The sequence below is a fragment of the Bacterioplanes sanyensis genome, from assembly GCF_002237535.1.
GTDB lineage: Bacteria > Pseudomonadota > Gammaproteobacteria > Pseudomonadales > Oceanobacteraceae > Bacterioplanes > Bacterioplanes sanyensis_A.
Genome location: NZ_CP022530.1, coordinates 3,330,404 through 3,357,149, shown reverse-complemented (window position 1 = coordinate 3,357,149; position 26,746 = coordinate 3,330,404). Strand labels below are relative to the sequence as shown.

Annotated in this window: 26 protein-coding genes; 16 read left to right on the top strand and 10 right to left on the bottom strand. The window is 54.9% G+C overall.

Features of this window, described 5'->3' with window-relative positions:
* Window positions 1–194: 194 nt before the first annotated feature.
* The 3 genes from CHH28_RS15490 to CHH28_RS15480 all read right to left on the bottom strand — a co-directional run bounded on the left by CHH28_RS15490 (window position 195) and on the right by CHH28_RS15480 (window position 2,968).
* Complete coding sequence (locus tag CHH28_RS15490) at window positions 195–791, bottom strand: hypothetical protein (RefSeq protein ID WP_094061165.1); 597 nt, start codon at window positions 789–791, stop codon at window positions 195–197.
* 237 nt (window positions 792–1,028) lie between these two features.
* Window positions 1,029–1,919 carry a carbon-nitrogen hydrolase gene (locus CHH28_RS15485; RefSeq protein WP_094061164.1) on the bottom strand — a complete coding sequence of 297 codons (891 nt, stop codon included), beginning with the start codon at window positions 1,917–1,919 and terminating at the stop codon, window positions 1,029–1,031.
* The gene (locus CHH28_RS15480; RefSeq protein WP_094061163.1) at window positions 1,910–2,968 is read right to left on the bottom strand and encodes an agmatine deiminase family protein; all 1,059 of its coding nucleotides are present in this window, start codon (window positions 2,966–2,968) and stop codon (window positions 1,910–1,912) included. The genes CHH28_RS15485 and CHH28_RS15480 overlap by 10 nt, the downstream gene beginning before the upstream one ends.
* 139 nt (window positions 2,969–3,107) lie before the next feature.
* On the opposite strand from CHH28_RS15480, the gene CHH28_RS15475 reads away from it, so the two are divergent.
* Both CHH28_RS15475 and CHH28_RS15470 read left to right on the top strand, forming a co-directional pair.
* Window positions 3,108–4,355, top strand: coding sequence for a lipoprotein-releasing ABC transporter permease subunit (locus tag CHH28_RS15475; protein WP_094061162.1), 1,248 nt, complete (start codon window positions 3,108–3,110; stop codon window positions 4,353–4,355).
* On the top strand, window positions 4,348–5,046 hold the full coding sequence (locus CHH28_RS15470; RefSeq protein WP_094061161.1) for an ABC transporter ATP-binding protein: 699 nt from the start codon (window positions 4,348–4,350) through the stop codon (window positions 5,044–5,046). Before CHH28_RS15475 ends, CHH28_RS15470 begins: the two co-directional genes overlap by 8 nt.
* On the opposite strand, the gene CHH28_RS15465 is transcribed toward CHH28_RS15470, so the two are convergent.
* Window positions 5,043–5,582 carry a DUF2062 domain-containing protein gene (locus CHH28_RS15465; RefSeq protein WP_094061160.1) on the bottom strand — a complete coding sequence of 180 codons (540 nt, stop codon included), beginning with the start codon at window positions 5,580–5,582 and terminating at the stop codon, window positions 5,043–5,045. The genes CHH28_RS15470 and CHH28_RS15465 overlap by 4 nt on opposite strands.
* 44 nt (window positions 5,583–5,626) lie before the next feature.
* Between CHH28_RS15465 and CHH28_RS15460 the strand changes: the two genes are divergently transcribed.
* From CHH28_RS15460 to murB, 8 genes are all read left to right on the top strand, one after another.
* Window positions 5,627–7,966 (top strand): DNA internalization-related competence protein ComEC/Rec2, encoded by a 2,340-nt coding sequence (locus tag CHH28_RS15460; protein WP_094061159.1) that lies wholly within the window; start codon window positions 5,627–5,629, stop codon window positions 7,964–7,966.
* 104 nt (window positions 7,967–8,070) lie between these two features.
* Window positions 8,071–8,706, top strand: coding sequence for a MotA/TolQ/ExbB proton channel family protein (locus tag CHH28_RS15455; protein ID WP_094061158.1), 636 nt, complete (start codon window positions 8,071–8,073; stop codon window positions 8,704–8,706).
* Window positions 8,703–9,125, top strand: coding sequence for an ExbD/TolR family protein (locus tag CHH28_RS15450; protein WP_094061157.1), 423 nt, complete (start codon window positions 8,703–8,705; stop codon window positions 9,123–9,125). Before CHH28_RS15455 ends, CHH28_RS15450 begins: the two co-directional genes overlap by 4 nt.
* The gene (gene msbA / locus CHH28_RS15445) at window positions 9,125–11,032 is read left to right on the top strand and encodes a lipid A export permease/ATP-binding protein MsbA (protein ID WP_094061156.1); all 1,908 of its coding nucleotides are present in this window, start codon (window positions 9,125–9,127) and stop codon (window positions 11,030–11,032) included. Before CHH28_RS15450 ends, msbA begins: the two co-directional genes overlap by 1 nt.
* Window positions 11,029–12,000 (top strand): tetraacyldisaccharide 4'-kinase, encoded by a 972-nt coding sequence (lpxK, locus tag CHH28_RS15440; RefSeq protein ID WP_094061155.1) that lies wholly within the window; start codon window positions 11,029–11,031, stop codon window positions 11,998–12,000. Before msbA ends, lpxK begins: the two co-directional genes overlap by 4 nt.
* 14 nt (window positions 12,001–12,014) lie before the next feature.
* Window positions 12,015–12,230, top strand: a complete 216-nt coding sequence (locus tag CHH28_RS15435; RefSeq protein ID WP_094061154.1) for a Trm112 family protein — start codon at window positions 12,015–12,017, stop codon at window positions 12,228–12,230.
* Window positions 12,227–12,700, top strand: a complete 474-nt coding sequence (locus CHH28_RS15430) for a low molecular weight protein-tyrosine-phosphatase (RefSeq protein WP_094061153.1) — start codon at window positions 12,227–12,229, stop codon at window positions 12,698–12,700. Before CHH28_RS15435 ends, CHH28_RS15430 begins: the two co-directional genes overlap by 4 nt.
* Window positions 12,697–13,701, top strand: coding sequence for a UDP-N-acetylmuramate dehydrogenase (gene murB / locus CHH28_RS15425; RefSeq protein WP_094061152.1), 1,005 nt, complete (start codon window positions 12,697–12,699; stop codon window positions 13,699–13,701). Before CHH28_RS15430 ends, murB begins: the two co-directional genes overlap by 4 nt.
* A gap of 7 nt (window positions 13,702–13,708) precedes the next feature.
* On the opposite strand, the gene CHH28_RS15420 is transcribed toward murB, so the two are convergent.
* Window positions 13,709–14,440: a UDP-2,3-diacylglucosamine diphosphatase gene (locus CHH28_RS15420; RefSeq protein WP_094061151.1), complete on the bottom strand. Its 732-nt coding sequence runs from the start codon at window positions 14,438–14,440 to the stop codon at window positions 13,709–13,711.
* Window positions 14,440–14,934, bottom strand: coding sequence for a peptidylprolyl isomerase (locus CHH28_RS15415; RefSeq protein ID WP_094061150.1), 495 nt, complete (start codon window positions 14,932–14,934; stop codon window positions 14,440–14,442). The genes CHH28_RS15420 and CHH28_RS15415 overlap by 1 nt, the downstream gene beginning before the upstream one ends.
* Before the next feature lie 126 nt (window positions 14,935–15,060).
* Between CHH28_RS15415 and CHH28_RS15410 the strand changes: the two genes are divergently transcribed.
* Entirely contained in the window at window positions 15,061–16,746 is a 1,686-nt protein-coding gene (locus CHH28_RS15410) for a glutamine--tRNA ligase/YqeY domain fusion protein (RefSeq protein WP_094061149.1), read from the top strand.
* A gap of 3 nt (window positions 16,747–16,749) precedes the next feature.
* Window positions 16,750–18,117: a cysteine--tRNA ligase gene (cysS, locus tag CHH28_RS15405; protein ID WP_094061148.1), complete on the top strand. Its 1,368-nt coding sequence runs from the start codon at window positions 16,750–16,752 to the stop codon at window positions 18,115–18,117.
* Between the two features lie 5 nt (window positions 18,118–18,122).
* On the opposite strand, the gene CHH28_RS15400 is transcribed toward cysS, so the two are convergent.
* Genes CHH28_RS15400 through xseA form a run of 4 tightly spaced genes read right to left on the bottom strand, consistent with a single transcriptional unit; the run spans window position 18,123 to window position 21,707 of the window.
* Window positions 18,123–19,328, bottom strand: a complete 1,206-nt coding sequence (locus CHH28_RS15400; RefSeq protein ID WP_094061147.1) for an HD-GYP domain-containing protein — start codon at window positions 19,326–19,328, stop codon at window positions 18,123–18,125.
* Between the two features lie 17 nt (window positions 19,329–19,345).
* The gene (locus CHH28_RS15395) at window positions 19,346–19,549 is read right to left on the bottom strand and encodes a hypothetical protein (RefSeq protein WP_094061146.1); all 204 of its coding nucleotides are present in this window, start codon (window positions 19,547–19,549) and stop codon (window positions 19,346–19,348) included.
* Window positions 19,546–20,361, bottom strand: a complete 816-nt coding sequence (locus CHH28_RS15390; protein ID WP_094061145.1) for a peptidoglycan DD-metalloendopeptidase family protein — start codon at window positions 20,359–20,361, stop codon at window positions 19,546–19,548. The genes CHH28_RS15395 and CHH28_RS15390 overlap by 4 nt, the downstream gene beginning before the upstream one ends.
* A complete protein-coding gene (xseA, locus tag CHH28_RS15385) occupies window positions 20,358–21,707 on the bottom strand; it encodes an exodeoxyribonuclease VII large subunit (protein WP_094061144.1) in 1,350 nt (449 codons plus the stop codon). The genes CHH28_RS15390 and xseA overlap by 4 nt, the downstream gene beginning before the upstream one ends.
* Window positions 21,708–21,896: 189 nt before the next feature.
* On the opposite strand from xseA, the gene CHH28_RS15380 reads away from it, so the two are divergent.
* The 4 genes from CHH28_RS15380 to guaB all read left to right on the top strand — a co-directional run bounded on the left by CHH28_RS15380 (window position 21,897) and on the right by guaB (window position 26,714).
* Entirely contained in the window at window positions 21,897–22,370 is a 474-nt protein-coding gene (locus CHH28_RS15380) for a DUF3015 family protein (protein WP_094061143.1), read from the top strand.
* Window positions 22,371–22,438: 68 nt separating this feature from the next.
* Window positions 22,439–24,292: a DUF4105 domain-containing protein gene (locus tag CHH28_RS15375; RefSeq protein ID WP_094061142.1), complete on the top strand. Its 1,854-nt coding sequence runs from the start codon at window positions 22,439–22,441 to the stop codon at window positions 24,290–24,292.
* 11 nt (window positions 24,293–24,303) lie between these two features.
* A complete protein-coding gene (locus CHH28_RS15370) occupies window positions 24,304–25,119 on the top strand; it encodes an alpha/beta hydrolase (protein ID WP_157729944.1) in 816 nt (271 codons plus the stop codon).
* Window positions 25,120–25,229: 110 nt separating this feature from the next.
* Window positions 25,230–26,714, top strand: a complete 1,485-nt coding sequence (gene guaB / locus CHH28_RS15365) for an IMP dehydrogenase (RefSeq protein ID WP_094061140.1) — start codon at window positions 25,230–25,232, stop codon at window positions 26,712–26,714.
* Window positions 26,715–26,746 lie beyond the last annotated feature (32 nt).

Here is a 26,746-nt window from a genome sequence, read left to right as displayed (position 1 = left end):
TAGGTCGCTCTTATTTTTATAATGCCATGACCTTACCGAAAAAATAGACAAATCGCCATACTTGTATGGTTTTGCAGTTGGACGCTGGTTCTGCTTTTAAGTGATTGATTTTTATATATAAGTGGGCGATTTGAGCTGAATGACGACGCATTTACATGCGTCGTTTGTTAAAAAATGTGACTCGCCGACTGCGCTTATGGCCTGTTTTGACTATCAATGTCCAGCGTGAACTCAATGCGTTGATTGGTCACATTGATGTAGTACTCACCGCCAGGTGTGGTGTATTGGCGTTCAGGGTAACTGCTGCTGTTGGGGATGGAAATGGTCAGCTGTCCGGGCGTCAGTAGGTAGTCAAGGCCGCCGATTAAGGATTGATCTGGCGTGATATTGGTGGGGAAGCGCAGCTCATCTAGGTTGATCGGTTGGCCGGCCTGCAAATTGAGTGCATCGCGCAAATACTGCTCACTCAAACCGATGTTCGGGTTCAACGCCGGATTGTTGAACTGCTGCGATAAGCTGCTCATTAGTTGTTGCTGGGTTTGCTCGGACATGTCCGGTGGCAGAATAACCCCCTGTTCAATCACCATCGCTTGGCGCGCATTGCTGCCAGGAGAATAGGGCGCTTGGGCCGGTGATACCGTGGCGTTAACGGTTTGCTGCGGCTGACTGGGCGCTCGCACCGGCACAATCACTGTAGTATCGCGAATGTATTCCTCGGTCAGCTGCTCAGGCGGTATCTCTTCAATGTCCGCCAGAGCCTCAGGGCTTAGCAGCAGCCAGCTTAACGCCACGATGCAAACTGGCCACAAACAGCGCCAACTTGGCCCTGTTGCTGGACTGGCGGGCGTGGGTGAGCTTGCAAACGTGCTTGTTGGCGCGGCGAAAGTCGGTTCAAAGGTCATGGCTGAACTCCTGTAAGTCCATGTGCAGTCAGCCCCGACGACAGGCGGAATGCGAAAAGGCGTCAGTAATACTAGGTCAGTGAGGTCCTTGTACAAGCCGGGGCTGAGATGATTTACGCCAATACCTCAGTCGCGATAGCGCTTGTTGATGTCGGCGTAAGCATCGACGCGACGATCACGCAGGTACGGCCAGATACGCCGCACCTGCTCGCAGCGTGCTAGATCGATCTCAGTCATTAGCAGCGCCTCTTGCTGGTGCTCTGCGTGGAGCAACAACTCTCCTTGCGGGCCGCACACAAAACTGTTGCCCCAGAAGTCGATGCCATCGCTGGCGCCGCTTGGGTCAGTTTCATGACCAATGCGATTGATGGCGACGACCGGCAGGTTGTTGGCCACGGCATGACCGCGTTGAACCAACATCCAGGCGTCGCGCTGGCGTTGCTTTTCTGCTTCCTCTTCGGCGGGCTCCCAGCCAATGGCGGTGGGATAGATCAGCAAGTCGGCGTCTGCCAGCGCCATCAGTCGTGCGGCCTCCGGGTACCACTGATCCCAGCACACCAACACGCCGAGTTTGCCGACAGAGGTGTGGATGGGAGCAAAGCCTGGCTGCTCGGCATCCCCTGGGGTGAAGTAGTACTTTTCATAAAAGCCTGGGTCGTCGGGAATGTGCATCTTGCGATAAAACCCCGCCAGAACAGCGCTGCGGTCAAACACCAAAGCGGTGTTGTGGTACAGGCCCTTGGCCCGGCGCTCAAAAATAGACCCGACGATTACCACCTTCAGCTCTTCAGCCAAGGCGCCGAGTGCTGTGGCGGTGGGGCCATCCAGCGCCTCTGCCATGTCAAACAAAGCGTCGCTTTGATGCTGGCAAAAGTACGGACCGGCGTGCAGCTCTTGCAAGCAAATCAGCTCCGCCCCTTGGCTGGCGGCTGCGCGAATGTGTTGCTCGGTGCGCGCCAGGGTGGTGGTGTAGTCATCGATAAAGGCTTGTTGGACCAGTGCCACCGTCAGCGACATGGGTGTTCCTCCTGAGTGTGAATCTGCATGGTCAGGCAATGCAGTGAGCCGAATTGTTCAATGATTGGGCGACAGTTGATCGGCACCACTAAGTGCTGTGGGAACGCCCTGGCCAGTGCTTCTATTGCCGCTTGGTCTTGTTCGACCCCATAAATCGGAGCCAATACGGCCTGGTTGATGATCAAGAAGTTGGCGTAGGTGGCGGGTAAGCGCTCGCCGTCGCCATTGAATTGCGCTTCGGGCAATGGCAGAGGAATCAACTGATAGGGCTCGCCGCTGTGTTGGCGCATGGCCTGTAACTCTTGTTCCATCGCATGCAATGATGGCCAGTGTTCATCGCTGCGCTCAGCCTGAGAATAAACAATCGTATTGGGGCTGGCAAAACGTGCCAGTGTGTCGATGTGAGCGTCAGTGTCGTCGCCTTCCAGGTGGCCGTGGGCCAGCCATAACACCCGCTCAAAACCGAGGGTTTGTTGCAGCCGTTGCTCCAGCTCCGCGCGAGTGAGGTCTGGGTTGCGATTGGGGTTAAGCAGGCACTGCTCTGTGGTCAGTAAGGTGCCTTGGCCGTCACTTTCTAAGCTGCCGCCTTCCAGTACCAGGGAGTGGGGCTGCAGTTCTGTAACAGGGTAGGCGCCTTGCTCAGCCAACTGCTGGCTGATGGCATTGTCATGGGTGCAGTCGTACTTGTTGCCCCAGCCGTTAAATACGAAGTCATGCAGCTGCAGCTGGCCGTTGTTGTAGCAACTGATCGGACCGTGATCGCGGGCCCAGGTGTCGTTGCTGGCGGCGAGCCAGCAGTGCACGTTCGGTTGCTGCTGATAATGGCGCTGCAGACGTGTTTTCAGCGCCTGGTCGTGGCACGCAATAATCACCGCTTGCTGGCGACACGCGGCTGCGACGATGGCGTGAAACACCGGCTCGACGCGCGCCAGGTGTGGTCCCCAGTCGCTGTCGGCATGGGGCCAGGTCAACTGCATGGCGCATTGTGGCTCCCATTCGGCGGGCATACGCCGCAAACCGGGCGCATTGGATGAAGAGAAAGCTGGCATGATGCCCTCGCACTGTTAGAATGCCGCGCATTGTAGTCAGGCTGGCTGCATTACGCATCTGTACAATGTGCTGGTGTGTTGGTGACGTTTTTGGACGCCGTCATCGGCATCATGTCGGCCAGTTATTATTGGGGAAGTTATGTCTGCTCAACGCTCATTGCCAATTTGGATCGGCTTGCGCTATCTCGCCGCCAAACGCCGTAACCACTTTATTTCGTTTATCTCCGCCTCATCCATGGTCGGCATGACGTTGGGGGTGGCGGTACTGATTCTGGTGCTGTCGGTGATGAACGGTTTTGACCGTGAGCTGCGCGAGCGCATCTTGGGCATGGTACCGCATGGCGTTATTTACGAGCGTGGCGGCATGAGCGATTGGCAAGCGGTCGCGCAACAGATTGAACAGCATCCTGGTGTGGCGGCCACGGCGCCGTTGACGCGTCTGCAAGGTATGCTCGGCTACGGCGGCCGCGTGCAAGGGGTGATGGTGACCGGCATTGATCCCGAGCTGGAGCCGAAGGTTTCCATTTTGCCGCAACACATAGTGAGCGGTGAGCTCAACAGTCTGACGCCAGGCAGCTACGGCGTTGTGTTGGGCGAGTTGGTCGCGCGCAAATTGAACGTGGTGGTCGGCGATAAAATCACCCTAATGTTGCCGGAAGCGACCTTGTCGCCGGCCGGTGTATTGCCGCGCATTCGCCGCCTGACAGTGACTGGTATTTTTGCCGTTGGCGCCCAGCTCGATGGCAGTTTAGCGGTCATTAACGTGCACGATGCAGGCAAGCTGGCGCGTATGGGTGATCAGGTGCAGGGATTGCGTATCCGCTTTGATGATTTGTTCCAAGCGCCGGGCCATATCTGGCGTATCATCGGTGAGCTGGACGGCCAGTTCAGTGGCAGTGACTGGACTCGCACTCACGGCAATTTGTTCCAAGCCATTCGCATGGAAAAGACCATGATCGGCCTGCTGCTGCTGATTATTGTCGCGGTGGCGGCGTTTAACATCATTTCGACGCTGGTGATGGTGGTGACTGATAAACACGCCGACATCGCTATCTTGCGCACCATGGGCGCAAAACCGAGCACCATTATGAAAATCTTTATGGTGCAGGGGTTGGCCATTGGTGTGGTGGGCATCGCTCTGGGCAGCGCCCTGGGTATTTTGGCGGCGCTGACCATCTCTGATGTGATTGCTTGGCTAGAGCAGGCGCTGGGTTTCCAGATTCTCAATGCCGATGTGTATTTCATCTCCTACCTGCCATCGCAATTGTTGTGGCAGGACGTGGCTGTGATTACCAGTGCTGCCTTGTTGCTGAGCTTCTTAGCCACCTTGTACCCCTCGTACCGGGCCGCAAAAGTCGATCCGGCGGAGGCGCTTCGCTATGAATAAGGACACACACATGCCGTCGCTGCTCGAAGCTCGTGATTTGAAAAAGGTGTACACCAGTGGTCCGCAGTCAGTCACCGTGTGGCAGGACGTGGATTTAAGCATTGCTGCCGGCGAGTCCATTGCCATTGTCGGAGCATCGGGTTCTGGCAAGACCACGCTGCTGAATGTGTTGGGTGGTTTGGACCGCCAAGATGAAGGTCAGGTGCTGATTGCTGGGCAGGACATGGCACAGATGTCCGAAGGTGAGCGCACCGCACTGCGCAACCGCGAAATCGGTTTTGTGTATCAGTTTCACCACTTGCTGCCCGAGTTTACCGCGCTGGAAAACGTCATGATGCCGCTGTTGTTGGTGGGCAAGTCGACCCGTGAAGCCGAGCCACAGGCGCTGGCCAGTCTCGAGCAAATGGGCATGGCAGCTAGGGCGCAGCACAAACCGGCTGAGCTGTCCGGCGGCGAGCGCCAGCGCACGGCCATTGCCCGTGCCATCGTCAATCGTCCGCGGCTGGTGCTGCTGGATGAGCCGACCGGCAACCTCGACCAAAAAACCGCGGCACAAGTCGAAAACGTCATGATGGAATTGGCGCAGTCCAACGACACCGCGTTTGTGCTAGTCACTCACGATGTTTCGTTGGCCAAGCGCATGGACCGCTGCATGCAGCTGTCTGAACTCAGCTTGCAGCCGCTGCCTTAGTCGTCTTTGTGCTGATGCAGACGCTGGCGGTTAAGCCGTCGGCGCTGCCAATTAGCAATGGCGTGCCAGCGCCACGCTGCCCGCACGCATAAAAACCCCAGCGTCGACATCATCAGCCCAGCGGTCAGCGAGCCGACCCACAGCGGCTGCCAAATTTGCCCCAACTCCGTCAGTAGCCAATCGAGCGACAGCTCAATGGAAAACTCCCTTTGCGGTGCATCCAAAAGCCAAACACCTAAGCGATAAGTGGCATAAAACAGTGGTGGAATAGTGATGGGATTGCTGACCCATACTAAACCAACAGAAATGGGCACGTTGGCGTTGGCGTAAAACGCAATAAACGCGGCGATGACCATTTGAAATGGCAAGGGTAAAAAGGCGGCAAACAAACCAACAAAAAAGGCACGGGCGACGGAGCGCCGGTTGAGATGCCACAAGTTTGGCTTGTTGAATAGCGGGCGCAGAAAGCGCAGAGACTCATTCTGCTGAACTTGCTCAGGCGAAGGAAAAACTTTTCGTAACAGCTTTTTTGGCATGGGATCGCCCAACTCAGACAGCGCGGGAATTATGCCCGTAAAGCATGGCAAAAGCCAAGGATGGCGCGGTGTTGCAGCGAGTTTTCATTAACAAAACAGTTGCCGATGGCTCACAACCGCCAGCGGGTAGCTACTGCTTGCCTGGGCTGCTGCTGTGCGGCTTATTGCTGGGCAGTCTGGTGTTGCCGTGGCTGGCTTTGCTGGCTCTCCCGCTGACGTTTGGTTCTCCTCGATGGGCGTTGGTGTTTTTGTTGGCGTTTGGCTGGTCGTACCAGGAGGTGCAGCAACGTCTGGTGCAGCGACTACCACTGGCACAAAATCAACAACTGCGCTTGCTCGAAGGTCACGTATTGGCCAGAACGGAGTCTGAGCGCTCACAACGGTTATTGCTGCAGTTAAGCCCCGAGTTTGACAATCATGCGCCACAACTGCGCCGCATTCGGGTGAGCTACTATGGCGCACGCCAGCTGCAAGTGGGCGATCGTATGCTGGCCGAGGTGAAACTTCGTGCGCCGCGTAATTTAGCCAATGGCTTGGCGTTTGATTACGAAGTGTGGCTGCTGGCGCGTGGCATCGATGCTGGGGGGTATGTACGAGCCATTCGCTCGCTTGATAGGCCGGGTTTGCCACGGCGCGAATCCTGGCGCCAGCAATGGCTGCAGCAAGTGCCGGTGGAATTACGTCCCTGGCTCATTGGGCTGGTGTTTGCCGACAGTCAGGCGCTAGCGGCGCCTTGGTGGCGCCAGGGGCAGCGCACGGGCACGGTGCACTTGTTTGTTGTTAGTGGCTTGCACTTGGCGTTGGTCGCGGCGTTGGGTTGGGGGGTATCGCTGCTACTCGCACGTTTGCTGGCGGCCGTGCGCAGGCCAGCACAGCAGCGTCGGTTATCGATGTTCGTTCCCAAGCTGTTGTTACCAACGGTGCTGATGCTGGCCGTCGTGGCTTTCTATTTATGGTTGTCGATGGGGGGCATTGCGGTTTGGCGCGCTTGGCTGATGATGGCCTTGGCCAGCGTCTGGTGGTTGAGTCAGCGCCGCTGGCAGCCGCTGCAATTATTGTTGTGGGTGGCGGTGGTGTTGCTGCTGGACAATCCGCTGGCGCATCAGTTGGCCGGTTTCGCGATGTCGCTGTTGGTCGTGCTGGGTCTTGTATTGGTGTTTTGGGGGCGGCACACAACGCGCTGGAGCTGGTTTTGGTTACCATCTTGGGCGGCTTGGTGGATGCTGCTGCCACTGTTGATGCTGTGGTTGCAGCCCTTGGGGATCTGGCAGTGGCTGGCGAACCTGTTGGCGGTGCCGCTGGTGTCGTTGTCGCTGCTGCCAGGTCTGTTGTTGCGCGCATTGCTGGCTGCCTTGGCATGGGATGGGGCGCTGGTGTGGTGGTTGGATGCGGCGCTTCTATTCGTTGTGGATGGTTTGCGCCAGTGGCTTAACTGGGTGGTGAGTCATTCGGATGCTTCTTGGGCAAGGCTGCCTATGGTGTTTTATTCGCTTTGGTGGGGTTGGGGTTGGCTGTTATGGCGTGGTTTGTCGCCTAAGTTGGCCATTGGCGGCACGGCGGTACTGCTGTTGTTGCTGGCTTGGCCCAGCCGCCCGACGGCGCAGTTGCGGTTTCTGGATGTCGGGCAAGGCCTAAGTATGGTGGCGGTAGCGGAGCAAGCGCTGGTGTATGACCTAGGTGCACGCTGGTCGCCGCGATTCAATATGGGAGAGGCTGTGGTTGTACCGACGCTTCGGGATTTATCGGTCACGCAATTGTCGACCCTGGTGGTGAGCCACTCAGATAATGATCATGCTGGTGGTCTGACGGGATTGCTGCATTGGTATCAGCCGCAGGTATTGTGGGGCGGCCAACCAGAGCGCCACGAGGTGCCGATGCGCGATTGTCATGCGTGGACGCAAACTGAGCTGGCCCATGACCTGCAGGTTAGTCCTTGGTATCTGGTGAACGACAATCTGCGCTATCGCTTCTTTCCGATTGCGGCAGCATGGCGCGATAACGACAACAATCACTCCTGTGTAATGCAGCTGCGGTGGTTTGAGCACACCATTTTGCTGCCGGGCGATATCGAATACTCCGTCGAGCAGCAGTTGGTGGCCCAGTATGGTGAGCAGTTGCGCGCTGACTGGTTGGTGGTGGGTCATCATGGCAGTCGTGGCAGCACATCTAAGGCCTGGCTGAATGCTGTGCAGCCGAGGTTTGCTGTGATCAGCGCTGGTTGGCAAAACCGCTTCGGCCACCCGCATGACGAGGTGCTGTCGCGGTTATCGAGCCAAGGCGTTATGGTGTGGCGCACGGATCAACAAGGGGGCTTGGCGGTGTCGCCCAGTGGTGAGCATCACGGGTTGCGTATGACGCCTTTATCACTTTGGCAAAATCGTTGATTTATAGGCACTTTTCGCCGGGGTTGAGGCCTTATCCCGGCTTCGGGCTTGTGCTAGAGTAGCGCCGTTTTTATTTGTATTACGCAGCGTTGGAGTAACGGAATATGTTAGAAATCATCCAAAACGGTGGTTGGATGATGGTCCCCATCATTATTGCCTCAGTGTTGGCCTTGGCCATCACCGTAGAGCGCTTTTGGACGCTGCGGCCTTCTCAGGTAGCGCCAGCCGATTTGCTCGGGCGTGTTTGGGGTTGGATGAAGAACAAGCAGCTCGATGGCCAGCGCATGCGCGAGTTGCGCGAGTCGAGCCCGTTAGGGCGTGTACTGGCAGCCGGCTTGATGAACTCGCGCCATGGTCGCCAAATCATGAAAGAGAGCATCGAAGAAGTGGCTTCGCATGAAATTCATGAAATGGAACGCTACCTCAATGCACTGGGAACCGTGGCAGCGGTTGCTCCACTGATGGGTTTGTTGGGCACCGTCATTGGTATGATCAAGGTGTTTGCCGAAATCATGGTGGCCGGCACGGGTCAGGCCAATGTGCTGGCGGGCGGTATTTCAGAGGCGTTGATCACCACGGCCGCGGGTCTGGTGGTGGCGATTCCGGCGTTGATTTGCCATCGTATTTTGCAGCGTCGAGTCGATGAGCTGGTGGTATTTATGGAGCAAGAGTCACTGAAGCTGGTGGATGTTCTGCACGGTGATCGTGAAGTGGCCGATTCGACCGGGGCGAAGCAGTGAACTTCAAACGTCAGAACCGCGAGCCGGTTGAGGTCAACCTGACGCCGCTGATTGATATTGTATTTCTGTTGCTGATTTTCTTTATGGTGTCGACCACCTTTACCAAAGAAAACCACCTCAACTTGGATCTGCCTGAAGCCTCCGCCGAGGCGGCCAGTCAACCGGATGCGGCGCTGGAAATCATCATCAATGCCCAAGGTGATTACAGCATCAACAACCAGGCGTTGGTCAACCAGCAACTAGATACGCTCAAGCGCGGCTTGCAAAAAGCGCTGGCAGGGCGCAGCGACGCGCCGGTGATCATCACCGCCGATGCCAATACGCCGCATCAAGCCGTCGTGCGTGCCATGGATGCTGCCGGTCAGGTTGGGCTGGTGAACTTAAGCATTACCACGCGCCAGCCGCGCAGCGAGCGTTAATGGATAATCAATCGACCTGGGCTGTGTATCGGCGTCTTTTACGCTATGCATGGCCTTACAAAGGTTCGCTGTTTGTTTCAGTGATGGGGTTTGCTCTGTTCGCTGCGATGACAGCCATGATTGCAAAATTGACCGGCAAGATCATCGCTGCTGTTGACTCTCATGATGCTGCAGGTGAGATGGTTGAGGTGGCCCCTGTTGTTGATCAGTCAGCAGATTCATTCAAAGCGTTGCAGCAACTGGATGAGTCTGTGTTTCAGCCAGTGGCCGATTTCTTCTTTACGTATGTTGAGCAGCCGTTGCTCAATGTGTTCGAACAATACGTTGACCAGCCGTTGGCGTTGTTGTTGGTGCTGTCTCTCAGTGCGACCTTCTTAGGGCGCGGTGTTGGCACCTTTTTCGGAAAATATTATATAGCGGTAGTGGCTCGTGGGGTGGTACACGATCTGCGTACTAATCTTTTCGATCAAATGACCCGGTTACCGAGTCGTTATTACGATGGAGAATCCTCAGGTACCCTAATTGCTCGTGTTATTTTTAATGTTGAGCAGGTCACATCAGCATGTACGCGCGCCATTACGATACTGGTCCAGGATGGACTGTCAGTCATTTGCCTAATGGCCTATATGTTTTATTTAGACGCCAGTCTGACTTACACATTTTTGGTGTTGGTGCCGATCATTGGGGTCGTGGTCGCTCTCGCCAGTCGTTTGTTTCGTCGCTATAGCAGACGGATACAGGACTCGATGAGCGAAGTGGCTCAAGTCACCAATGAGACAATTACAGGTTATCGTGAAGTTCGAACGTTTGGTGGTGAGACATTTGAACGTCAACGTCTGAATAAGGCCAGTCACTACAATCAAAAGCAGACATTGAAGCTGGCGCTGACCAATGCGATTAATGTTCCTTTGAATCAGCAAATCGTGGCCATTGGCTTAAGTGTGATGGTGTATTTCATGTTCCAGAGGTTAGCCTCTGGCGCGATGAACAATGAAGAGTTTATTAGTTTCTTAACTGCGGCTTCATTGATAGCCAAGCCTGTACGCTCTTTGACGGATATTAATTCAATTATTCAAAAAGGAATTGCGGCGGCACAGTCCGTTTTTACGGTGCTGGATGCAGATCCTGAGCCTGATAATGGTCAGTATGTCGCAGATACCGTCAGAGGAAAGTTGCAGTTTCATAAGGTCTCATTTGGGTACCCCAATACGGAAAAGAAAGCGCTCGACGGAATAGATATTGATATTCAAGCTGGCGAAACCATCGCTTTGGTGGGCGCGTCTGGCAGTGGGAAAACCACCCTGGTGAATTTAATTCCACGGTTTTATCAATATAGCGCTGGCCAGATTCTTCTCGATGGTGTCGACATCAACGACTACACCTTGGCCAATTTACGTTCCCACATTGCCATCGTCAGTCAGTCGGTGACTTTGTTTAATGCGTCGGTGCGCGACAACATTGCTTATGGCGAGTTGGCCGACTGCAGTCAGGAGCAGATCGAAGCAGCAGCCAAAGCAGCGTGCGCGCATGAGTTTATTTTGGCCTTGCCACAGGGATACGACACTCCGGTAGGGGAGGCGGGCAGTATGCTGTCTGGCGGTCAGCGCCAGCGTATTGCCATGGCCCGTGCGTTGTTAAAAGACGCGCCGATACTGATTTTGGACGAAGCCACATCGGCGCTGGACACCGAGTCCGAGCGTCATATTCAGCAAGCGCTGGAGCAGCTGATGCAAAATCGCACCACGCTGGTCATCGCCCACCGGCTGAGCACCATCGAAAATGCCGACCGTATTTTAGTGATGGAGCAAGGCCGAATCGTCGAACAAGGCCAGCACCAAGCGTTGCTGGCAAAAGGTGGCGCCTATGAACGTTTGCACCGACTGCAATACGCGGAAACGACTGAATGAATAAGCTGTCGCAGCGCATCAGCGACAACTGGTATCGCCCTTGGTGGCATAACGCTTGGTTGCTGCCGCTGCAATCGCTCAGTTCTGTGGTGGTGAACCACCGCTGGCGGCGCTTGGGCAGCAATCGTCAACAAGCGGCCGGAGAGGTGCCGGTATGGGTGGTTGGCAATTTGACCGTCGGTGGCACCGGAAAAACGCCGCTTATTATTTGGCTGGTTGAACGAGCGCAGCAGCTCGGTTTACGCCCGGCCATTGTTAGCCGAGGTTATGGCGGCAAGGCGCCAGCGTATCCTTTGCGAGTCGATAGCGAAACGGCGGTGGAGCATTGTGGCGATGAGCCCAAGTTGCTGTCCCAGCGTCTCAATGTGCCTGTCTGGGTTGATCCGCAACGGGCTCGTGCGGTGGCCGCAGCAACACCCGGCGCGGACATCATTTTTAGCGACGATGGATTGCAGCACTACACCATGAAGCGCAGCCTGGAAATTCTGGTGGTGGACGCTGAACGTGAGTTTGGTAATGGCTGGCTGCTGCCCATCGGCCCGTTACGTGAGCCGCTGAGTCGGCGCCGCAGTGTGGACATGGAGCTTCGCAACGGTGTGGATTTTTGCGTTCGCCCGATCGCTTTGGTCAATGCACTGACCGGCGCCAGACGCTCGCCTCGGGTGCTGCAGAACCAAGCGGTGCATGCGGTGGCAGGCATTGGTAATCCGCAGCGCTTTCAAACCACGCTGGAACAGTTAGGGGCGTGTGTGCAAACTCATTGGTACCCTGATCACCATGAGTTTGTGGCCGAAGAGCTGGAGTTTGGCGATGCGGCAGCGGTGGTTATGACGGAAAAAGACTGGGTTAAAATACGTCCGTTTGCGACCCGTAAAATGTGGTACCTGCAGGTGGGTACGGCGATGAAAAACAGCGTCCGTGACCAGCTGGAAACCGAATTATTGCGCGTTGCCGAGCGCAACGCTTGAAGATGAGATGAATCATGGATAAACAACTGTTGAGCATGCTGGTTTGCCCGATCTGCAAGGGCAAGCTGAAATACGCCAAAGACACACAAGAGCTGATCTGCACTTTCGATGGCCTTGGTTACCCGATCCGTGATGGCGTACCAGTGATGTTGGACAGCGAAGCACGGCGCTTATCTGAGGATGAAAAGCTGGCGCTGGCCAAGGAAGCCAAACAAGAGCCCACTGCATGACCTCGGTGCTGTTTGTTTGTTTGGGCAACATTTGTCGCTCGCCCACAGCTCACGGCGTTTTTCAGCACTACGTCGACAGTGCCGGCCTCGGTGACACCATTACCGTGGATTCTGCCGGCACTGGCGACTGGCATGTGGGCAAGGCGCCGGACGGACGCTCACAGCAAGCGGCGGCGCGGCGCGGTTATGATCTGTCGCCGTTGCGCGCGCGCCAGGCTAAAGTCAGCGATTTAGCAGCATTTGATTATGTCTTGGCGATGGATCACAACAACTTGTCGGTGTTGTCGTCCTGGTACCAGGGCAAACCTGAGCAGACCAAACCGCAACTGTTTTTGGCGACCTATGGCGCTGGCCAAGAGGTGGAAGTGCCGGATCCTTATTACGGCGGTGAGCAAGGCTTCGAGCAGGTACTCGATCTGATTGAGCAGGCATCGGAGCGCTTGTTGCAGCAGATTCAAGCCACACTATGATGCCCGCTGCCCAGCAGGCGTTGCCGAACACCATGGGGCTTTCTTCCCATGGTCAGTTTTTTGCCCGCTTTGAATCGATATCGCAGCTGTTGGAGTTACTGCGCTGGGCGCAGCGCGCGACGCTTCCAGTGCGAGTGCTGGGCGCCGGCAGTAATGTGTTATTGCCCGAATACGTTCCCGGTTTGATTGTGCAAAATGGCATGGGCCAGCACAGAGCAGTGCGTCGCGATGGCAATTTCTGTTGGGTGGTAGTAGACGGCGGTTGCCCATGGCATCAGTGGGTGCTGGATAGCATTCAATACGGCCATGGTGTTGAGAATTTGGCACTGATTCCCGGTACCGTTGGTGCTGCGCCGATCCAAAATATTGGTGCCTATGGGGTGGAGCTGGCCGATGTGTTGGAGTGGGTCGAAGGGATTCAGCTCAGCACTGGCCAATTGACCCGCTGGAGCATCGCTCAATGCCGCTTTGCCTATCGCGACTCGGTGTTTAAACGCGAATTGCGTGGCGACGTCATCATTACCCGTGTGTGTTTTCGCCTGGCGCGGCGGTTTGATCCTGATGTCTCGTATGGACCACTGGCGCAATGGGCGCAAACCCATGAGGTCACACCAGTCGGGTTGATCGAGCAGGTGTGTGAAGTGCGCCGCTCCAAATTGCCCGACCCGCAGGTGCTGGCCAATGCCGGCTCGTTTTTTAAAAACCCGCTGGTGGCGGCTGACAAAGCCGAACAACTGCAGCGCTTGCATCCCAATATGCCCAAGTATCCGGCGGGGGATGCCGTTAAGCTGGCAGCAGGGTGGCTGATAGAAACCGTCGGTTGGAAAGGTAAGCGATTGGGCCCAGTGGGCATGCACGATCAGCAAGCGCTGGTGCTGGTCAATCACGGTGCAGCCACACTGGCTGATGTCCAGGCATTGGTGCGGCAGGTGCAGAAAGATGTGTTAGCGCGCTTTGATGTTTTGCTTGAACCTGAGCCCCAGCTGTTTGCTGAGGCCTAGGCATATCTTACAGTGAGTCGAAGGCGAAGCGCCGCAGCTCACATTGGCCGCTGGCATCGTCGATGCTCCAGCCATGCTGTTCATCCCAGTCACCCAGAACCCAGCGCTCTCGTGGCTGACCCTGATGCTCCCAATAATGGATTTGCGGGCGATGAGTGTGGCCATGAATCAGCCAGCTAACCTGGTGCTCACTCATTACCTGATCCACTTCTTGCGCAGTCACGTCCATGATGTCGTCGCTTTTCATTTGCTGGTCGCTTTGACTTTCGCTACGCACTTGGCGCGCAAACGCAATGCGTTGCTCCAGCGATTGGGACAAAAACTGCTGCTGCCATTGCGGATTGCGCAGCATCTGTCGCAACTTCATGTACTCCGTATCCCGCGTGCACAGGCTGTCACCGTGCATCAGCAGCACAGGGACACCTTGCAGTTCGATCACACAAGGGTCCGGCAACAGCTCAGCGCCGGTTTGCTGACAGAAAGCATCGCCAATTAAAAAGTCGCGATTACCGTGCATCAAAAATAGCTGGCTACCTTGCTCGGTGAGCTGTCGCAGTGCGGTGATGACGGTCTCAGTCAGAGCGTCCTGATAGTCATCGCCCATCCAAACTTCGAAAAAGTCGCCGAGAATGTACAGCCGGTCGGCAGGTTTCAGCTGTTTGAGGAACGCCAGAAAGCCAGCCGTCATGGCTGGCTTGGCGCTTTCCAGATGCAGATCTGAAATGAAATAGCTGGTCATCAGTCGATGATTTCAGCTTTTTCGATGATCACGTCTTCCACTGGCACGTCTTGGTGGCCCGCCGCCATGGTGGTTTTCACCGCTTTGATGCGATTCACCACGTCCATGCCGTCGGTCACTTTACCAAATACGCAGTAACCCCAACCTTGCATGTCTTTGCCGGTGTGGTTCAAAAAGCCGTTGTCTGCGACGTTGATAAAGAATTGCGCGCTGGCTGAATGTGGATCCATGGTGCGGGCCATGGCGATGGTGCCAACGTCGTTGGTGAGGCCATTGTCGGCTTCGTTTTCAATCGGCTCGCGTGTCTCTTTTTGCTTCATGCCAGGCTCCATGCCGCCGCCTTGCACCATGAAACCGTCGATGACGCGGTGGAAAATGACACCGTCGTAAAAACCGTCACGGACGTACTGTTCGAAGTTCGCGGCCGTTTTCGGCGCCTTATCGTGGTCGAGTTCCAGGGTGATGTCGCCAAAATTGGTCTGCAAACGAATCATATCAAGCCTCTTCAGTTCAAATGCGGTATCCCCCGGGCTGGGGGAGGGCGTATAATAGCGCCTTTTTGCCGCTCCCGCAGCGCCGGACGCCGTGACGGAGCAGAAACCAGAGTAAGACGGACATTCATGACTGACACCGCCCCTACCAGTAATAATTTTGTTGCCAAAATCGTTGAGGAAGATCTTGCCAGCGGTAAGATCAGCCAGGTGGTCACACGTTTCCCACCTGAGCCGAACGGCTACCTCCATGTTGGCCATGCTAAATCGATCTGCTTGAACTTTGGCCTGGCGCAGCAGTTTGGCGGCGAGTGCTATTTGCGCTTTGACGACACCAATCCGGAAAAAGAGAGTCAGGAATACATCGATGCGATTCAGGACGATGTGCGCTGGCTCGGTTTTCAATGGAAAGGCGACGTCCGTTATTCATCCGACTATTTCGATACCCTTTATGAGTATGCCGTTGAGCTGATCAAGGCTGGCAAAGCGTACGTCTGTAGCCTGACGCCTGAGCAAGCGGAAGAGTACAAAGGCGACTTTAATCGTCCCGGCAAAGCCAGCCCTTATCGTGAGCGCAGCGTTGACGAAAATCTGGACTTATTCGCTCGCATGCGCGCCGGTGAGTTCGCTGACGGTGAGCATGTGCTGCGGGCTAAAATTGATATGTCGGCAGGCAACATGAATTTGCGTGACCCGATTTTGTATCGTATTCGCAACGTTCATCATCACCAGACGGGCGATAAATGGTGCATTTATCCGACTTATGATTTTACTCACGGCCAGTCGGACGCTATTGAGGGGGTGACACACTCGGTTTGTACGTTAGAGTTTGAAGATCACCGTCCTTTATACGACTGGTTTATCGACAATTTGCCAGTGCCGGCCAAACCTCGTCAGTACGAATTCGGCCGCTTGAACCTGAATTACACAGTCACTTCCAAGCGTAAACTGAAGCGCTTGGTGGACGATGGCATCGTCGCCGGTTGGGACGATCCGCGTATGCCGACCATTTCTGGCATGCGTCGTCGCGGTTTTACGCCCAACTCGGTGCGTAATTTTTGCCAGATGATTGGCGTCAGTCGCAGTGACGGCTTAGTGGATGTCGCCATGTTAGAGCACGCGCTGCGCGATGATTTGAATAAAAATGCGCCGCGCGCCATGGCGGTATTAAATCCGTTAAAAGTGGTGATCGAAAATCTGCCAGAAGAGCATCTGGAGCAGCTCAGCGCTGAGTACCACCATGAGCTCGACCTGGGTGCACGCGAAATGCCATTTACGCGTGAAATTTATATCGACCAGGACGACTTCAAAGAAGAGTACAGCAAAAAATTCAAGAAAAAATTCACCCCAGGTAAGCGTATTCGCTTGCGTCACAGCTATGTGATCGAAGCGGTGGATTATGATAAGGACGAGCAAGGCCAAGTCACCTTGGTGCGTGCCAAGCTGATTGAAAATACCTTAGGGCAGGACCCAGAAGACGGCGATAAGCCGAAGGGTGTTGTGCACTGGGTATCTGCCTCGCACGCCGTTGCTGCAGAAGTGCGCTGGTACGAGCGTTTGTTCACCAGCCCGGCGCCGGATAAAGGCGAGGGCGACTTTATGGACAACGTGAATACAGCGTCTCTGTCGGTTCGTTCTGCTATGATCGAGCCTGCTTTGGCGGCAGCGAGTAACGAACAAGTTTACCAATTTGAGCGTGAAGGCTACTTTGTTGCCGACCGCTTTGACCACAGCGCAGAAAAGCCGGTATTTAATTTGACCATCGGCCTGCGTGAAGATAAATCCCTGACACAACCCACATCCGAAAAGGAGTAATACATGTCATTGACCATTTACAACAGCCTGACTCGCCAAAAAGAGGCTTTCCAGCCGATTAATCCTGGCAAAGTGGGCATGTATGTCTGTGGCATGACGGTATACGACTACTGTCACCTGGGTCATGCCCGGGTGATGCTGGCCTTTGATGTGATTGCACGGTACTTGCGTCATCGTGGTTATGAAGTGAACTATATTCGCAACATTACCGACATCGACGACAAAATCATCCAGCGTGCTAATGAAAATGGCGAAGTCTTCACTGACTTGACCGAGCGTTTTATCGCCGAAATGAATGCCGACGCTGAGCGTTTGGGTATTTTGCCGCCGGATGCTGAGCCGCGGGCGACGTCGCACATCGGCGACATCATTAAAATGACCGAAACATTAATTGCACGCGGCTTTGCTTACGCCGCCGACAATGGCGATGTGTATTATTCGGTGCGTAAATTTGATGGCTACGGCAAATTATCCGGCAAAGTGTTGGATGAGCTGGAAGCCGGCGCTCGTGTTGAGGTCGACGAGTTTAAGCGTGATCCTCTGGATTTTGTGCTGTGGAAATCCGCTAAGTCGGATGAACCGCATTGGGAATCACCTTGGGGCATTGGCCGCCCTGGTTGGCACATTGAGTGCTCGGCCATGTCGACCTGCTGCTTGGGCAATAATTTCGATATTCATGGTGGTGGCCCGGATTTAAAATTCCCGCACCATGAAAACGAAATTGCCCAATCTGAAGCGGCCACCGGTGAGCACTATGCAAACACTTGGATGCATGCCGGTGCGGTGCGTGTCGATGGTGAAAAAATGTCCAAGTCGTTGGGCAACTTTTTTACCATTCGCGAAATTTTGGATAAATACCCAGCGGAAGTGGTGCGCTTTTTATTGTTAAGCAGCCAGTATCGCAGCCCAATCAACTACAGCGAAGACAGCCTGAAAGAGGCGCAGCAAAAGTTGGAGCGTTTTTACAACGCCCTAGCTCATTGCCCGGATGCGGCACCTGCCAACCTGGATAACGGCTTTTCGCAGCAGTTTTATGCCGCGATGGACGACGATTTCAACACCGCCGAAGCACTGGCGGTATTGTTTGAGTTAGTGCGTGAGCTGAATAAATCCAGCGGTGAGCAGCAGGCGGCATTGGCCGGTCAGCTGCGCTTTTTGGGTGATGTGCTGGGTTGTTTGCAAGACGATCCCCAAGCCTTTTTACAGGGCGACGATGTCGACGCCGACTGGGTTGCTGGCATGATCGAAAAACGTGCCGATGCCAAAGTCAATAAAGATTTTGCCACCGCCGATCAGGTGCGTGACGAATTGGCGGCGGTTGGTATTGTGTTGCGTGACAGTCCAGAAGGCACGACTTGGTCAAAAGGCTGATTGGCTCAGACCATAAAGTCGTTTAGGCGGATTTGATAGCGTTCTGGATCAACCGCTTGAACAATCTCGTCTTGATTGCTGGGCCTGGCCAGGTCCAGTAATTCGATAGGAATGTATTGGCGTTTGCTGGCGTGATAAATAATTTTCACGATGGGCAAACGCTGATCTTTTTCTCCGGCTTCGACCACAACGCCCAGTTTGCCACTGCGCAGTTTGACCAACGACCCCACCGGGTAAATGCCCATCGAGCGAATAAAGCGATGCACCAGGGTTTCCTCAAGGTGCGTTCCGCTCCACTCTAGGAGTTTTTTCATCGCCGCTGTGGGAGGGAGCCCCTTGTGATAAACGCGATCGGCGGTGATGGCGTCGTATACGTCGGCAATGGCGACCATTTTTCCTTCGCGGCAAATGTCGCAGCCGTGCAAGCCTTCTGGGTAGCCGCTGCCGTCGATGCGCTCATGATGCTGTGCAGCCACTTTTACCGTCAGCTCAGAGATGCCTGGAGTGTGTTGCAGCAATTCCCGGCTGTGCACCACGTGCTGGCGCATGACGGCAAATTCATCGTCGGTCAGCTTGCCGGGTTTGTGCAGAATCTCGTCCGGGATCATCACTTTGCCAATGTCGTGCAGCATGGCGCCGAGTACCGCCTGCTGCATGGTGTCGCGATCCAACTCCATAGCGCGGGCAAAAATGCCCATCAGTACCGCCAGGTTGACGGAATGCTCGAGCAAATAGTTGTCTTTTTGGCGAATGCGCCCCAAGCAAGCCAGGGCGTTGTGATTGCGCAGCACCGAATCCACCATGCCGCCGGACAGCTCTTCAAAGGCGTCGACTTCGATCGGGCGTCCCATTTTGACATCGTGCAGCACATTGCTGATCAGCCCTTTGGCCTCGTCGTGCAGTTTGCTGGCCTTGTGTAACTCTTGCTGACTGCTGATGCGTGCTGCCTGATCTGGCTTCAGTTCGCCGGCTTTTTCCAGCGCCGCTTGGTTATGACGGTCGACCTCGTTTTCTGGCACACCGTCGACATCCAGGCCGCGCTCTGGGTCGATGTAGACCTCGGTGATGCCACGTTTGCGAATGCCAGCGATGGTGGCCTCATCTGGGATGCGGCCTTCTTTTTGATAGTTGTGGTGGGGGATCCAGTCGCAGTTCAGGTCGGACACGTACATGCCAGGCCGCAATTGATCGACGGATACTTTTTTCTTCATAAGTCCAAATCAGCAGATCAGGGAACGGACTTAGTATAGGCGCGGCAGGGCGTCGGTGATGGCGGTTTTTGCGAATCTTGTTCATCTGTGGTGCTGCTGGCCAATGTGGCGGCGGCGGAAAAATCGAAACCCACATCGTCGGTTAAGGCGGCTGGGTCCGGCCGCAGGCCGCAGGCACTGCCCGCTGCGGGCAGTGTGTTTGTGCTGGCTGGGTGCTTCATTTTGACTCGCTCTTGAGTGGCTCTGGTACCACCAATCTTGGGTCAATGCGGGCATTGTTCAAGCTGACCGTCCAGTGCAGGTGTGGGCCGGTGGCTCTGCCGGTGGCGCCTACGGCGCCGATGGTGGTGCCAATCTCGACCACGTCTCCTTCTTTCACATCAATGCGGCTGAGGTGGCACATCATGCTGATCAAGCCTTGGCCATGATCGATAAAAACGCTGTTGCCGTTAAAATAAAAGTCGCCGGTAAGTACGACTGTACCGGTCGCTGGTGCCTTGACGGCGGTGCCGGTGGGCGCAGCAATATCAATGCCGCTGTGCGGGCGGCGTGGTTGGTCGTTAAAAAAACGTCGCAAGCCAAATGGTGAGCTAACGCGGCCATGCAGCGGCCAGCGAAACTCGGGCCAGTGCTCTGTGGTGTTGTTGTTGAAGCTGGTATACACCGGGCTCATGCGCGCAAACTCGCTGCGAATGCGCTCCATCGCAGTATTGTTAGGGTTGGAGTGCTTGCGTTGCACGGTCAGGCGTTGTTCGGCGTAGGCGTGCTCAGTTAACGCCAGTGTCAGCGCTTTGCCATCGACTGAGGCTTGGATGTCGCCGCTGGCATCGAGTGGAATGCCGATCACGGCATGCCAGCCGTTGTTGCTGCGCACGGTTTTCACCGCTTTGTCATTAAACCGCACTGCCGGCTTGGTGGCGCTGGCCGGCAGGTCGATGCGCCAAATGCCGCCAGCAATGGCATGGGTGTCGGGCAAGGCGAACAGCTGATTGGCCATCACTAACGCGGCCAGCAGGAATGGCCATGGCTTCATGACGCGCTCTCCGTATCGGTACCAATCACTTGGCAATGCAGTGTGCCTTGTTGCACGCGAGTTGTAATCCGCTCGCCTAGGGCTACCTCGCTGGCATTGCGTATCACGCTACCATCCGCGGATTGTGCGATGGCATAGCCGCGAGTCAGGACTTGCAGCGGGCTAAGGTTGTTCAGCATCTGTACCTGGTGTGCCAGGGCATCCTGATGATGCTGAAGGTGCAGATGCATCGCACGCTGCAAACGTTGCTGCAGCGAGTTGATGTTCTGTTGCTGCTGCTCAATGGCGCGCTCCGGGTGGCAATGCTGCAAAGCCGCCAAACGTGATGCCAAGCGTTCATGACGGTGCTGTTGTTGCTGCTGCCAAGCGCGACCGAGACGTAGCTCGAGTTGATCCAGTCGTTGGCTACTGTCTTGCAGCAGTTGCTGCGGTGAACGCAAGCGCCCGCGCAACTGCTGCACAGTGTTAGCCGCCATTTTCAGCTGTCGCTGCTGGCTGTGCCACAAGCGCTTTGCCAGCTCGACCAAGCGTTGGCGCTGCTGCGAGCGGTCACTGGAGAGCAGTTCAGCGGCGGCCGATGGGGTGGGGGCGCGCAGGTCCGCTACCAGATCGGCAATGCTGGTGTCGACCTCATGGCCAACGGCGCTGACTACGGGCAACTGTGATGCAGCGATGGCGCGGGCTAGGGATTCGTCGTTAAAGCACCACAAATCCTCTAACGAGCCGCCGCCGCGGCCAATAATAATGACATCGGCGCGTTGATCGCGGTTGGCGCGTTGCAAAGCTGCCACCAAGTTGGCCGTGGCGGCTTTGCCTTGCACCATAGAAGGATAAACATCGATCTCAATGCTGGGGTCGCGGCGCTGAAACACCGTCAGCATGTCGTGGATCGCTGCGCCGCTGGGAGAGGTAATAATGGCCACACGCCTTGGTGCTGGAATCGGGCGTTTCAGGCTGGCATCAAGCAAACCCTCGGCCAGTAATTTGCGTTTTAATTGCTCAAACGCCAGTAGCAGTGCCCCTTCACCGGCGGGCTTCATGCTGTCGACAATCAGCTGATAGTCACCGCGCGCGGCGTACAGGCTGACCTTGGCGCGCAGCTCGACACGATCGCCGGCTTTGGGGTCGAAAGCGAGCTGGGCGGTACGCGAGCGGAACATAGCGCAGCGAACCTGCGACTGCTCGTCTTTTAAGGTGAAATACCAATGCCCAGAGCTTGGGCGCGATAAATTGGAAATCTCACCTTTGACGCGTACCTGCGCAAATGATATTTCCAGCAGTTGGCGAGCGCGGTCATTGAGTTGGCTAACGCTGAAAACAGGCTGTTCGTGTGGGCGTTGGCTCATGAGTGGGTCACGACTTTGTCATACATAAAACGTAGAAGAGTATCAGGTTCGTAGGTTCAGGTCGCGTTCAGCCAGACTGAGACATGATCGCCGTATCACCCTTTTGGGTCGTAGACAGAGTTAATTCAAACGTCTAACTTTACAGAACTTCAGCTCAGCTGAGTAAATCAAATGGAAAAGGAATACATCATGAAAAAACTGATTGCAGGTGCTGCATTAGTAGCCGCTTCTTCTATGGCAATGGCTGATCATGGCCCAGCAGGTTGTGGCCTGGGTACTGCAGTAGTCTTCCCAGATGCAAACGAATGGCACGAGCATGTGCTGGCAGCGACCACCAATGGTACGTCTGGCAACCAAACGTTTGGTATGACTTCAGGTACCCTGAACTGCCAAGATGCAAATGGCCCAATGGCACAAACTCAGGCGTTCATGGAAGACAACATGGACCAGCTGGCGTTGGATGCTGCAAAAGGTCAAGGTGAAACTCTGGCTGCACTGGCTGAAGTAATGGGCGTTGAAGCAGCAGACTCTGCTGCGTTCAATCGCACAGTTCAATCGAACTTTGATAACCTGTTCCACGCCGATGCAACGTCAGGTACAGCTTATGAAGCACTGACTGCTGCGTTGGCTGACAGTGAGCAGCTGAAAAAGTACGTTGGTTAATTTTAATTAGCCAAAAAAAGCGCGCCATTGGCGCGCTTTTTTATGGTCGTCATATCAGGGTTGAGATAATGAAATGGAGCGTCAGTATTCGCCAGGCTATGGTGTTGCTCTTGCTTTACAGTGGTGTTTGTGTTGCCAGTAACGATGCTTCAACGTTTGAAGCGCTAGCACAACATAAACAATGGCAGCACTTGTTACATTACCGACTGCATTGGAATGGAGAAGTGTACAGCCAAAATGACAGCGATGAATTTTTTCTGCATCCAACCGGCAAATACGATGCTTTGGCTGAGTTAAATGCCGCAGTCAGGGCTTTCTCTATTACAGATATGGCCGACGATGAATCGGCGCAGTGTCGTTTTCCTGCACGCTATGAGTGGCTGAAACAACAACTCAATGATCATGCGTTTATTGATCAGCCTTGCCCGGATTTTGACCGCTGGGCAAAAGAAATCGCCGCTCATTCTCTGACGCTAATTTTTCCCGCCTCCCATATTAATTCTCCTTCGTCAATGTATGGCCACACACTGGTGCGCATGGATCGAGAGGATCCTGCTAGTAGTAAGCTGTTGGCTTACAGTGTTAACTTTGCCGCCAATGCTGATCCTACGGATAACGAGCTGGTGTTCAGCTATAAAGGTCTGACTGGCGGATACCCTGGTGTGGTGTCAGTGCTGCCGTACTATGTGAAGACTAACGAATACCAGCACATGGAGTACCGTGACGTTTGGGAGTACCCCTTAAATTTATCGCCTGCTGAAGTGGATCAGTTTGTACGTCATATTTGGGAAACTCAGGATACCGAATTTGACTATTTCTTCTTTGACGAGAACTGCTCGTATCGGCTGTTAGCTTTAATTGACGCAGCGACTGAACGCGCCGATTTAACCGATGATTTTTTTCTCACAGCGGTTCCGGTAGACACCATCCGTGCGCTGGATGACCAAGGATTTGTAGCCGGTGCCGTTTACCGAGCATCGGCAGCGTCACAGCTGAACGCAGCCAGTGATCAGGTGAGTAAACAGGTGAGAGAGGTATCGCGTGTATTGGTGGAGAGCGACGATGATATCGACACTCTGTTGCAGTCACTCAGTGCCAAGCAACAAGTGCAGGCATTGGAGTTGTCCCACGCTTACGCTCGATATTTGGCGGTGAAAAAGAAAAAAGCCAGTCCTGAGTTGCGCCGCAGAACACTGGCATTGTTGTCCGCCAGAGCCAAACGCCCGATTGAGAGCGGCTTTCAGCCTGCAGCTCAGCCTGGATTGCGCGATGATCAGGGGCACCAAACGCGACGCTTTGCTTTGGCAGCGGGTCAAACCGAGCACGGCTTTGTGGATTTGCACTGGCGGCCCGCTTACCACGATGTGATGGATTTACTGGACGGCTTTGTACCTGGTTCGCAAATCCAAATGGGCGCCACCGAGTTGCGGGCCTGGGACACTGACGACATTCGACTGCAGCGTTTAACGGTGATTGATGTGTTGTCACTCAGCCAGCGCGATTTCTATCAGCGCCCAACGGCGTGGGGGGTTAGTGGAGGTGCAAAGCGCTTTGTTGGTAGAGAATCGCCATTGCATGGGTATTTACACGTTGCCTTTGGCCAAGCGGTGGGTTTGGCCGGTGGGCGTTTGTATGGTTTGGCGGAGACTCAGCTGCTGGTCGATAACCAAATTGAAGAGGGTTATCAGTTAACGCTGGGTCCGAGAGCCGGGTGGCTTTATCAAAGCCATTTACTCAATGCCAATATCGAGGGCAACTGGCAGCCGTCAGTGGCTGGGGATAATCGTGAGCGCCATGAGGTGTTGGCGCGACTGGGGCTCCGGCTGACGTCACAGTCACAGTTGCGTGCAGAATGGATACGCCAGTGGCAGCAAGAGACAACAAACAATGAGTGGCGAGTGAGTTGGCAGCAGTATTTTTAAAGAGGGGGTGGTTGCTGGCGGTATTATGTTGTTTGTCCGGCTGCAGCTCGTTAACCAGTGTGTTTTTCTATCCGCAACAGGTGTGGATACAAACGCCGGCGGATGTTGGTTTGGTCTACGAGGATGTTGCACTGCAAGCACAGGATGGCACTCGTTTGCATGCTTGGTGGCTGCCCGCTCAGCAAGACGGTGACTGGGTAGTGCTCTACTTGCACGGCAATGCAGAGAACATTTCCAGTCATTTTCGCAGCATTGATTGGCTGCCTGCTGAAGGGGTGTCAGTGCTGGCGTTGGACTATCGCGGCTTTGGTGCGTCAGAGGGGCGTCCGATGTTGCCTGCGGTGTTTATGGACATAGAGGCTGCGGCGATGTGGTTGCGCCAGCGCCATCCGGACAAAAAACTGGCAGTTCTCGGGCAGAGCATTGGTGCGGCGTTGGCGGTGCCGTTTGTGTCCAAGGCGCAGCAACGTTATCAAATCGACGCATTATTTCTGGAAGCACCATTGGCGAGCTATTCTCAGGTGGCACGCCACGCGCTGTCGCAGAGCTGGATTGGTTATTTGATTTGGCCTGCCACATGGCTGTTGCCGAGCGACTGGGATCCGATCGATCATGCCAATGGGATTCGGGTGCCCACTATGATCATGCACAGTACCGACGACGATATCATTCCCTATCAGCATGGGCGGCGAGTGTACGATGCGTTGGAGAATGTCAAAGCGTGTTGGCACGACAGTCAAGGCGGGCACATTGCCAGTTACGTCGTACCCAACTTGCGCCGCAAAACCCTGTGGTTCTTACGTGAGGGGCGCTGCCTCAATAACTGACCATGCGGCCAGGAATGGCGCTGGTTTTGACCAGTTTTCAGGCTTTTATTTTGCTGTTGTTTTCGGCTATAATGCCGCGCCTTCTACATTCCCGTTCTGGAAGGCACTCTATGTTGCGAATCGCTCAGGAAGCACTCACCTTTGATGATGTGCTATTAGTTCCCGGCTACTCTGAAGTCCTGCCCAACCAGGTTTCCCTGACCACCCGTCTGACCAAAAACATCAGTTTGAATGTGCCTTTGATTTCGGCGGCAATGGATACCGTTACTGAAGCCCGTCTGGCGATTGCTATGGCCCAAGAAGGCGGTCTGGGTGTCATCCATAAAAACCTCACCGCTGAGCAGCAAGCGGCTGAAGTACGCAAAGTTAAAAAGTACGAAAGCGGTGTGGTGGTTGACCCGATTACTGTCAGCAGCAGCACCAGTATTCGTGAACTGTTGGCCTTGACCGAACAGCACAATATTTCTGGCATGCCGGTGGTCGATAACGGCGAGCTGGTCGGTATTGTCACCAGTCGTGACGTACGCTTTGAAACGAACCTGGATGCCAGCGTGTCCAGCGTCATGACTCAGCGCGATCGTCTGGTGACGGTCAAAGAGGGCACCAGCCCCAGCGAAGTGCAAAAACTGCTGCACGTAAATCGCATTGAAAAAGTTTTGGTATTGAACGATGCCGGCAAGCTGACCGGTCTGATGACGGTGCAAGACATCGAAAAATCTCGTGCTTACCCTAATGCCGCTAAAGACGACAAAGGCCGTTTGTTGGTCGCTGCTGCGGTGGGCACAGGTGCTGGCACCGAAGAGCGCTGTGAGCTGTTGGTGAATGCCGGTGTTGACGTGATTATTGTTGATACTGCCCATGGTCATACCAGCAATGCCTCTGGCACCGGTGTGATTGATCGCGTGCGTTGGTTGAAAGAAACCTACCCACAAGTCCAAGTGATTGGCGGCAATATCGCCACTGCTGCTGCGGCCATTGATCTGGCCAAAGCTGGCGCCGATGCTGTGAAAGTGGGCATTGGCCCAGGCTCTATTTGTACCACTCGTATTGTTGCCGGTGTCGGTGTGCCGCAGATTTCTGCCATTGCTAATGTGGCAACAGCGATGGAAGAGTACGGTGTGCCTGTGATTGCCGACGGTGGTATTCGCTTCTCGGGCGATATTGCCAAGGCCTTAGTCGCAGGTGCTAGCGTTATTATGGTCGGCTCTATGCTGGCGGGTACCGACGAAGCACCGGGCGAAGTAGAGCTCTACCAAGGCCGTGCTTATAAGTCGTATCGTGGCATGGGCTCTTTGGGTGCCATGGGGCAAAGCCAGGGCTCATCGGATCGTTATTTCCAAGATAAAAAAGCCGGTGTTGATAAGTTGGTGCCAGAAGGCATTGAAGGTCGTATCGCGGTTAAAGGCCCGGCCTCTGCGGTGGTGCACCAATTAATGGGAGGTGTGCGCGCTGCCATGGGTTACACAGGTTGTGCCACGGTCGATGAAATGCGTACCAAGCCTGAGTTTGTCAAAATTACCGCAGCGGGCATGCGTGAGTCTCACGTGCACGATGTACAGATTACTAAAGAAGCCCCTAATTACCGTCTAGGCTAATTTCGTGGCCCGGCCGTTGCTTAGGTCAGCGG

Coding starts and splice junctions, on each gene's coding strand:
- CHH28_RS15460 (WP_094061159.1), top strand. CDS start 5,627: ATGGCAAAAGCCAAGGATGGCGCGGTGTTGCAGCGAGTTTTCATTAAC.
- CHH28_RS15480 (WP_094061163.1), bottom strand. CDS start 2,968: ATGCCAGCTTTCTCTTCATCCAATGCGCCCGGTTTGCGGCGTATGCCC.
- CHH28_RS15455 (WP_094061158.1), top strand. CDS start 8,071: ATGTTAGAAATCATCCAAAACGGTGGTTGGATGATGGTCCCCATCATT.
- cysS (WP_094061148.1), top strand. CDS start 16,750: ATGTCATTGACCATTTACAACAGCCTGACTCGCCAAAAAGAGGCTTTC.
- lpxK (WP_094061155.1), top strand. CDS start 11,029: ATGAATAAGCTGTCGCAGCGCATCAGCGACAACTGGTATCGCCCTTGG.
- murB (WP_094061152.1), top strand. CDS start 12,697: ATGATGCCCGCTGCCCAGCAGGCGTTGCCGAACACCATGGGGCTTTCT.
- CHH28_RS15415 (WP_094061150.1), bottom strand. CDS start 14,934: ATGATTCGTTTGCAGACCAATTTTGGCGACATCACCCTGGAACTCGAC.
- xseA (WP_094061144.1), bottom strand. CDS start 21,707: ATGAGCCAACGCCCACACGAACAGCCTGTTTTCAGCGTTAGCCAACTC.
- CHH28_RS15485 (WP_094061164.1), bottom strand. CDS start 1,919: ATGTCGCTGACGGTGGCACTGGTCCAACAAGCCTTTATCGATGACTAC.
- CHH28_RS15475 (WP_094061162.1), top strand. CDS start 3,108: ATGTCTGCTCAACGCTCATTGCCAATTTGGATCGGCTTGCGCTATCTC.
- guaB (WP_094061140.1), top strand. CDS start 25,230: ATGTTGCGAATCGCTCAGGAAGCACTCACCTTTGATGATGTGCTATTA.
- CHH28_RS15410 (WP_094061149.1), top strand. CDS start 15,061: ATGACTGACACCGCCCCTACCAGTAATAATTTTGTTGCCAAAATCGTT.
- CHH28_RS15375 (WP_094061142.1), top strand. CDS start 22,439: ATGAAATGGAGCGTCAGTATTCGCCAGGCTATGGTGTTGCTCTTGCTT.
- CHH28_RS15470 (WP_094061161.1), top strand. CDS start 4,348: ATGAATAAGGACACACACATGCCGTCGCTGCTCGAAGCTCGTGATTTG.
- CHH28_RS15395 (WP_094061146.1), bottom strand. CDS start 19,549: ATGAAGCACCCAGCCAGCACAAACACACTGCCCGCAGCGGGCAGTGCC.
- msbA (WP_094061156.1), top strand. CDS start 9,125: ATGGATAATCAATCGACCTGGGCTGTGTATCGGCGTCTTTTACGCTAT.
- CHH28_RS15465 (WP_094061160.1), bottom strand. CDS start 5,582: ATGCCAAAAAAGCTGTTACGAAAAGTTTTTCCTTCGCCTGAGCAAGTT.
- CHH28_RS15380 (WP_094061143.1), top strand. CDS start 21,897: ATGAAAAAACTGATTGCAGGTGCTGCATTAGTAGCCGCTTCTTCTATG.
- CHH28_RS15435 (WP_094061154.1), top strand. CDS start 12,015: ATGGATAAACAACTGTTGAGCATGCTGGTTTGCCCGATCTGCAAGGGC.
- CHH28_RS15430 (WP_094061153.1), top strand. CDS start 12,227: ATGACCTCGGTGCTGTTTGTTTGTTTGGGCAACATTTGTCGCTCGCCC.
- CHH28_RS15420 (WP_094061151.1), bottom strand. CDS start 14,440: ATGACCAGCTATTTCATTTCAGATCTGCATCTGGAAAGCGCCAAGCCA.
- CHH28_RS15390 (WP_094061145.1), bottom strand. CDS start 20,361: ATGAAGCCATGGCCATTCCTGCTGGCCGCGTTAGTGATGGCCAATCAG.
- CHH28_RS15400 (WP_094061147.1), bottom strand. CDS start 19,328: ATGAAGAAAAAAGTATCCGTCGATCAATTGCGGCCTGGCATGTACGTG.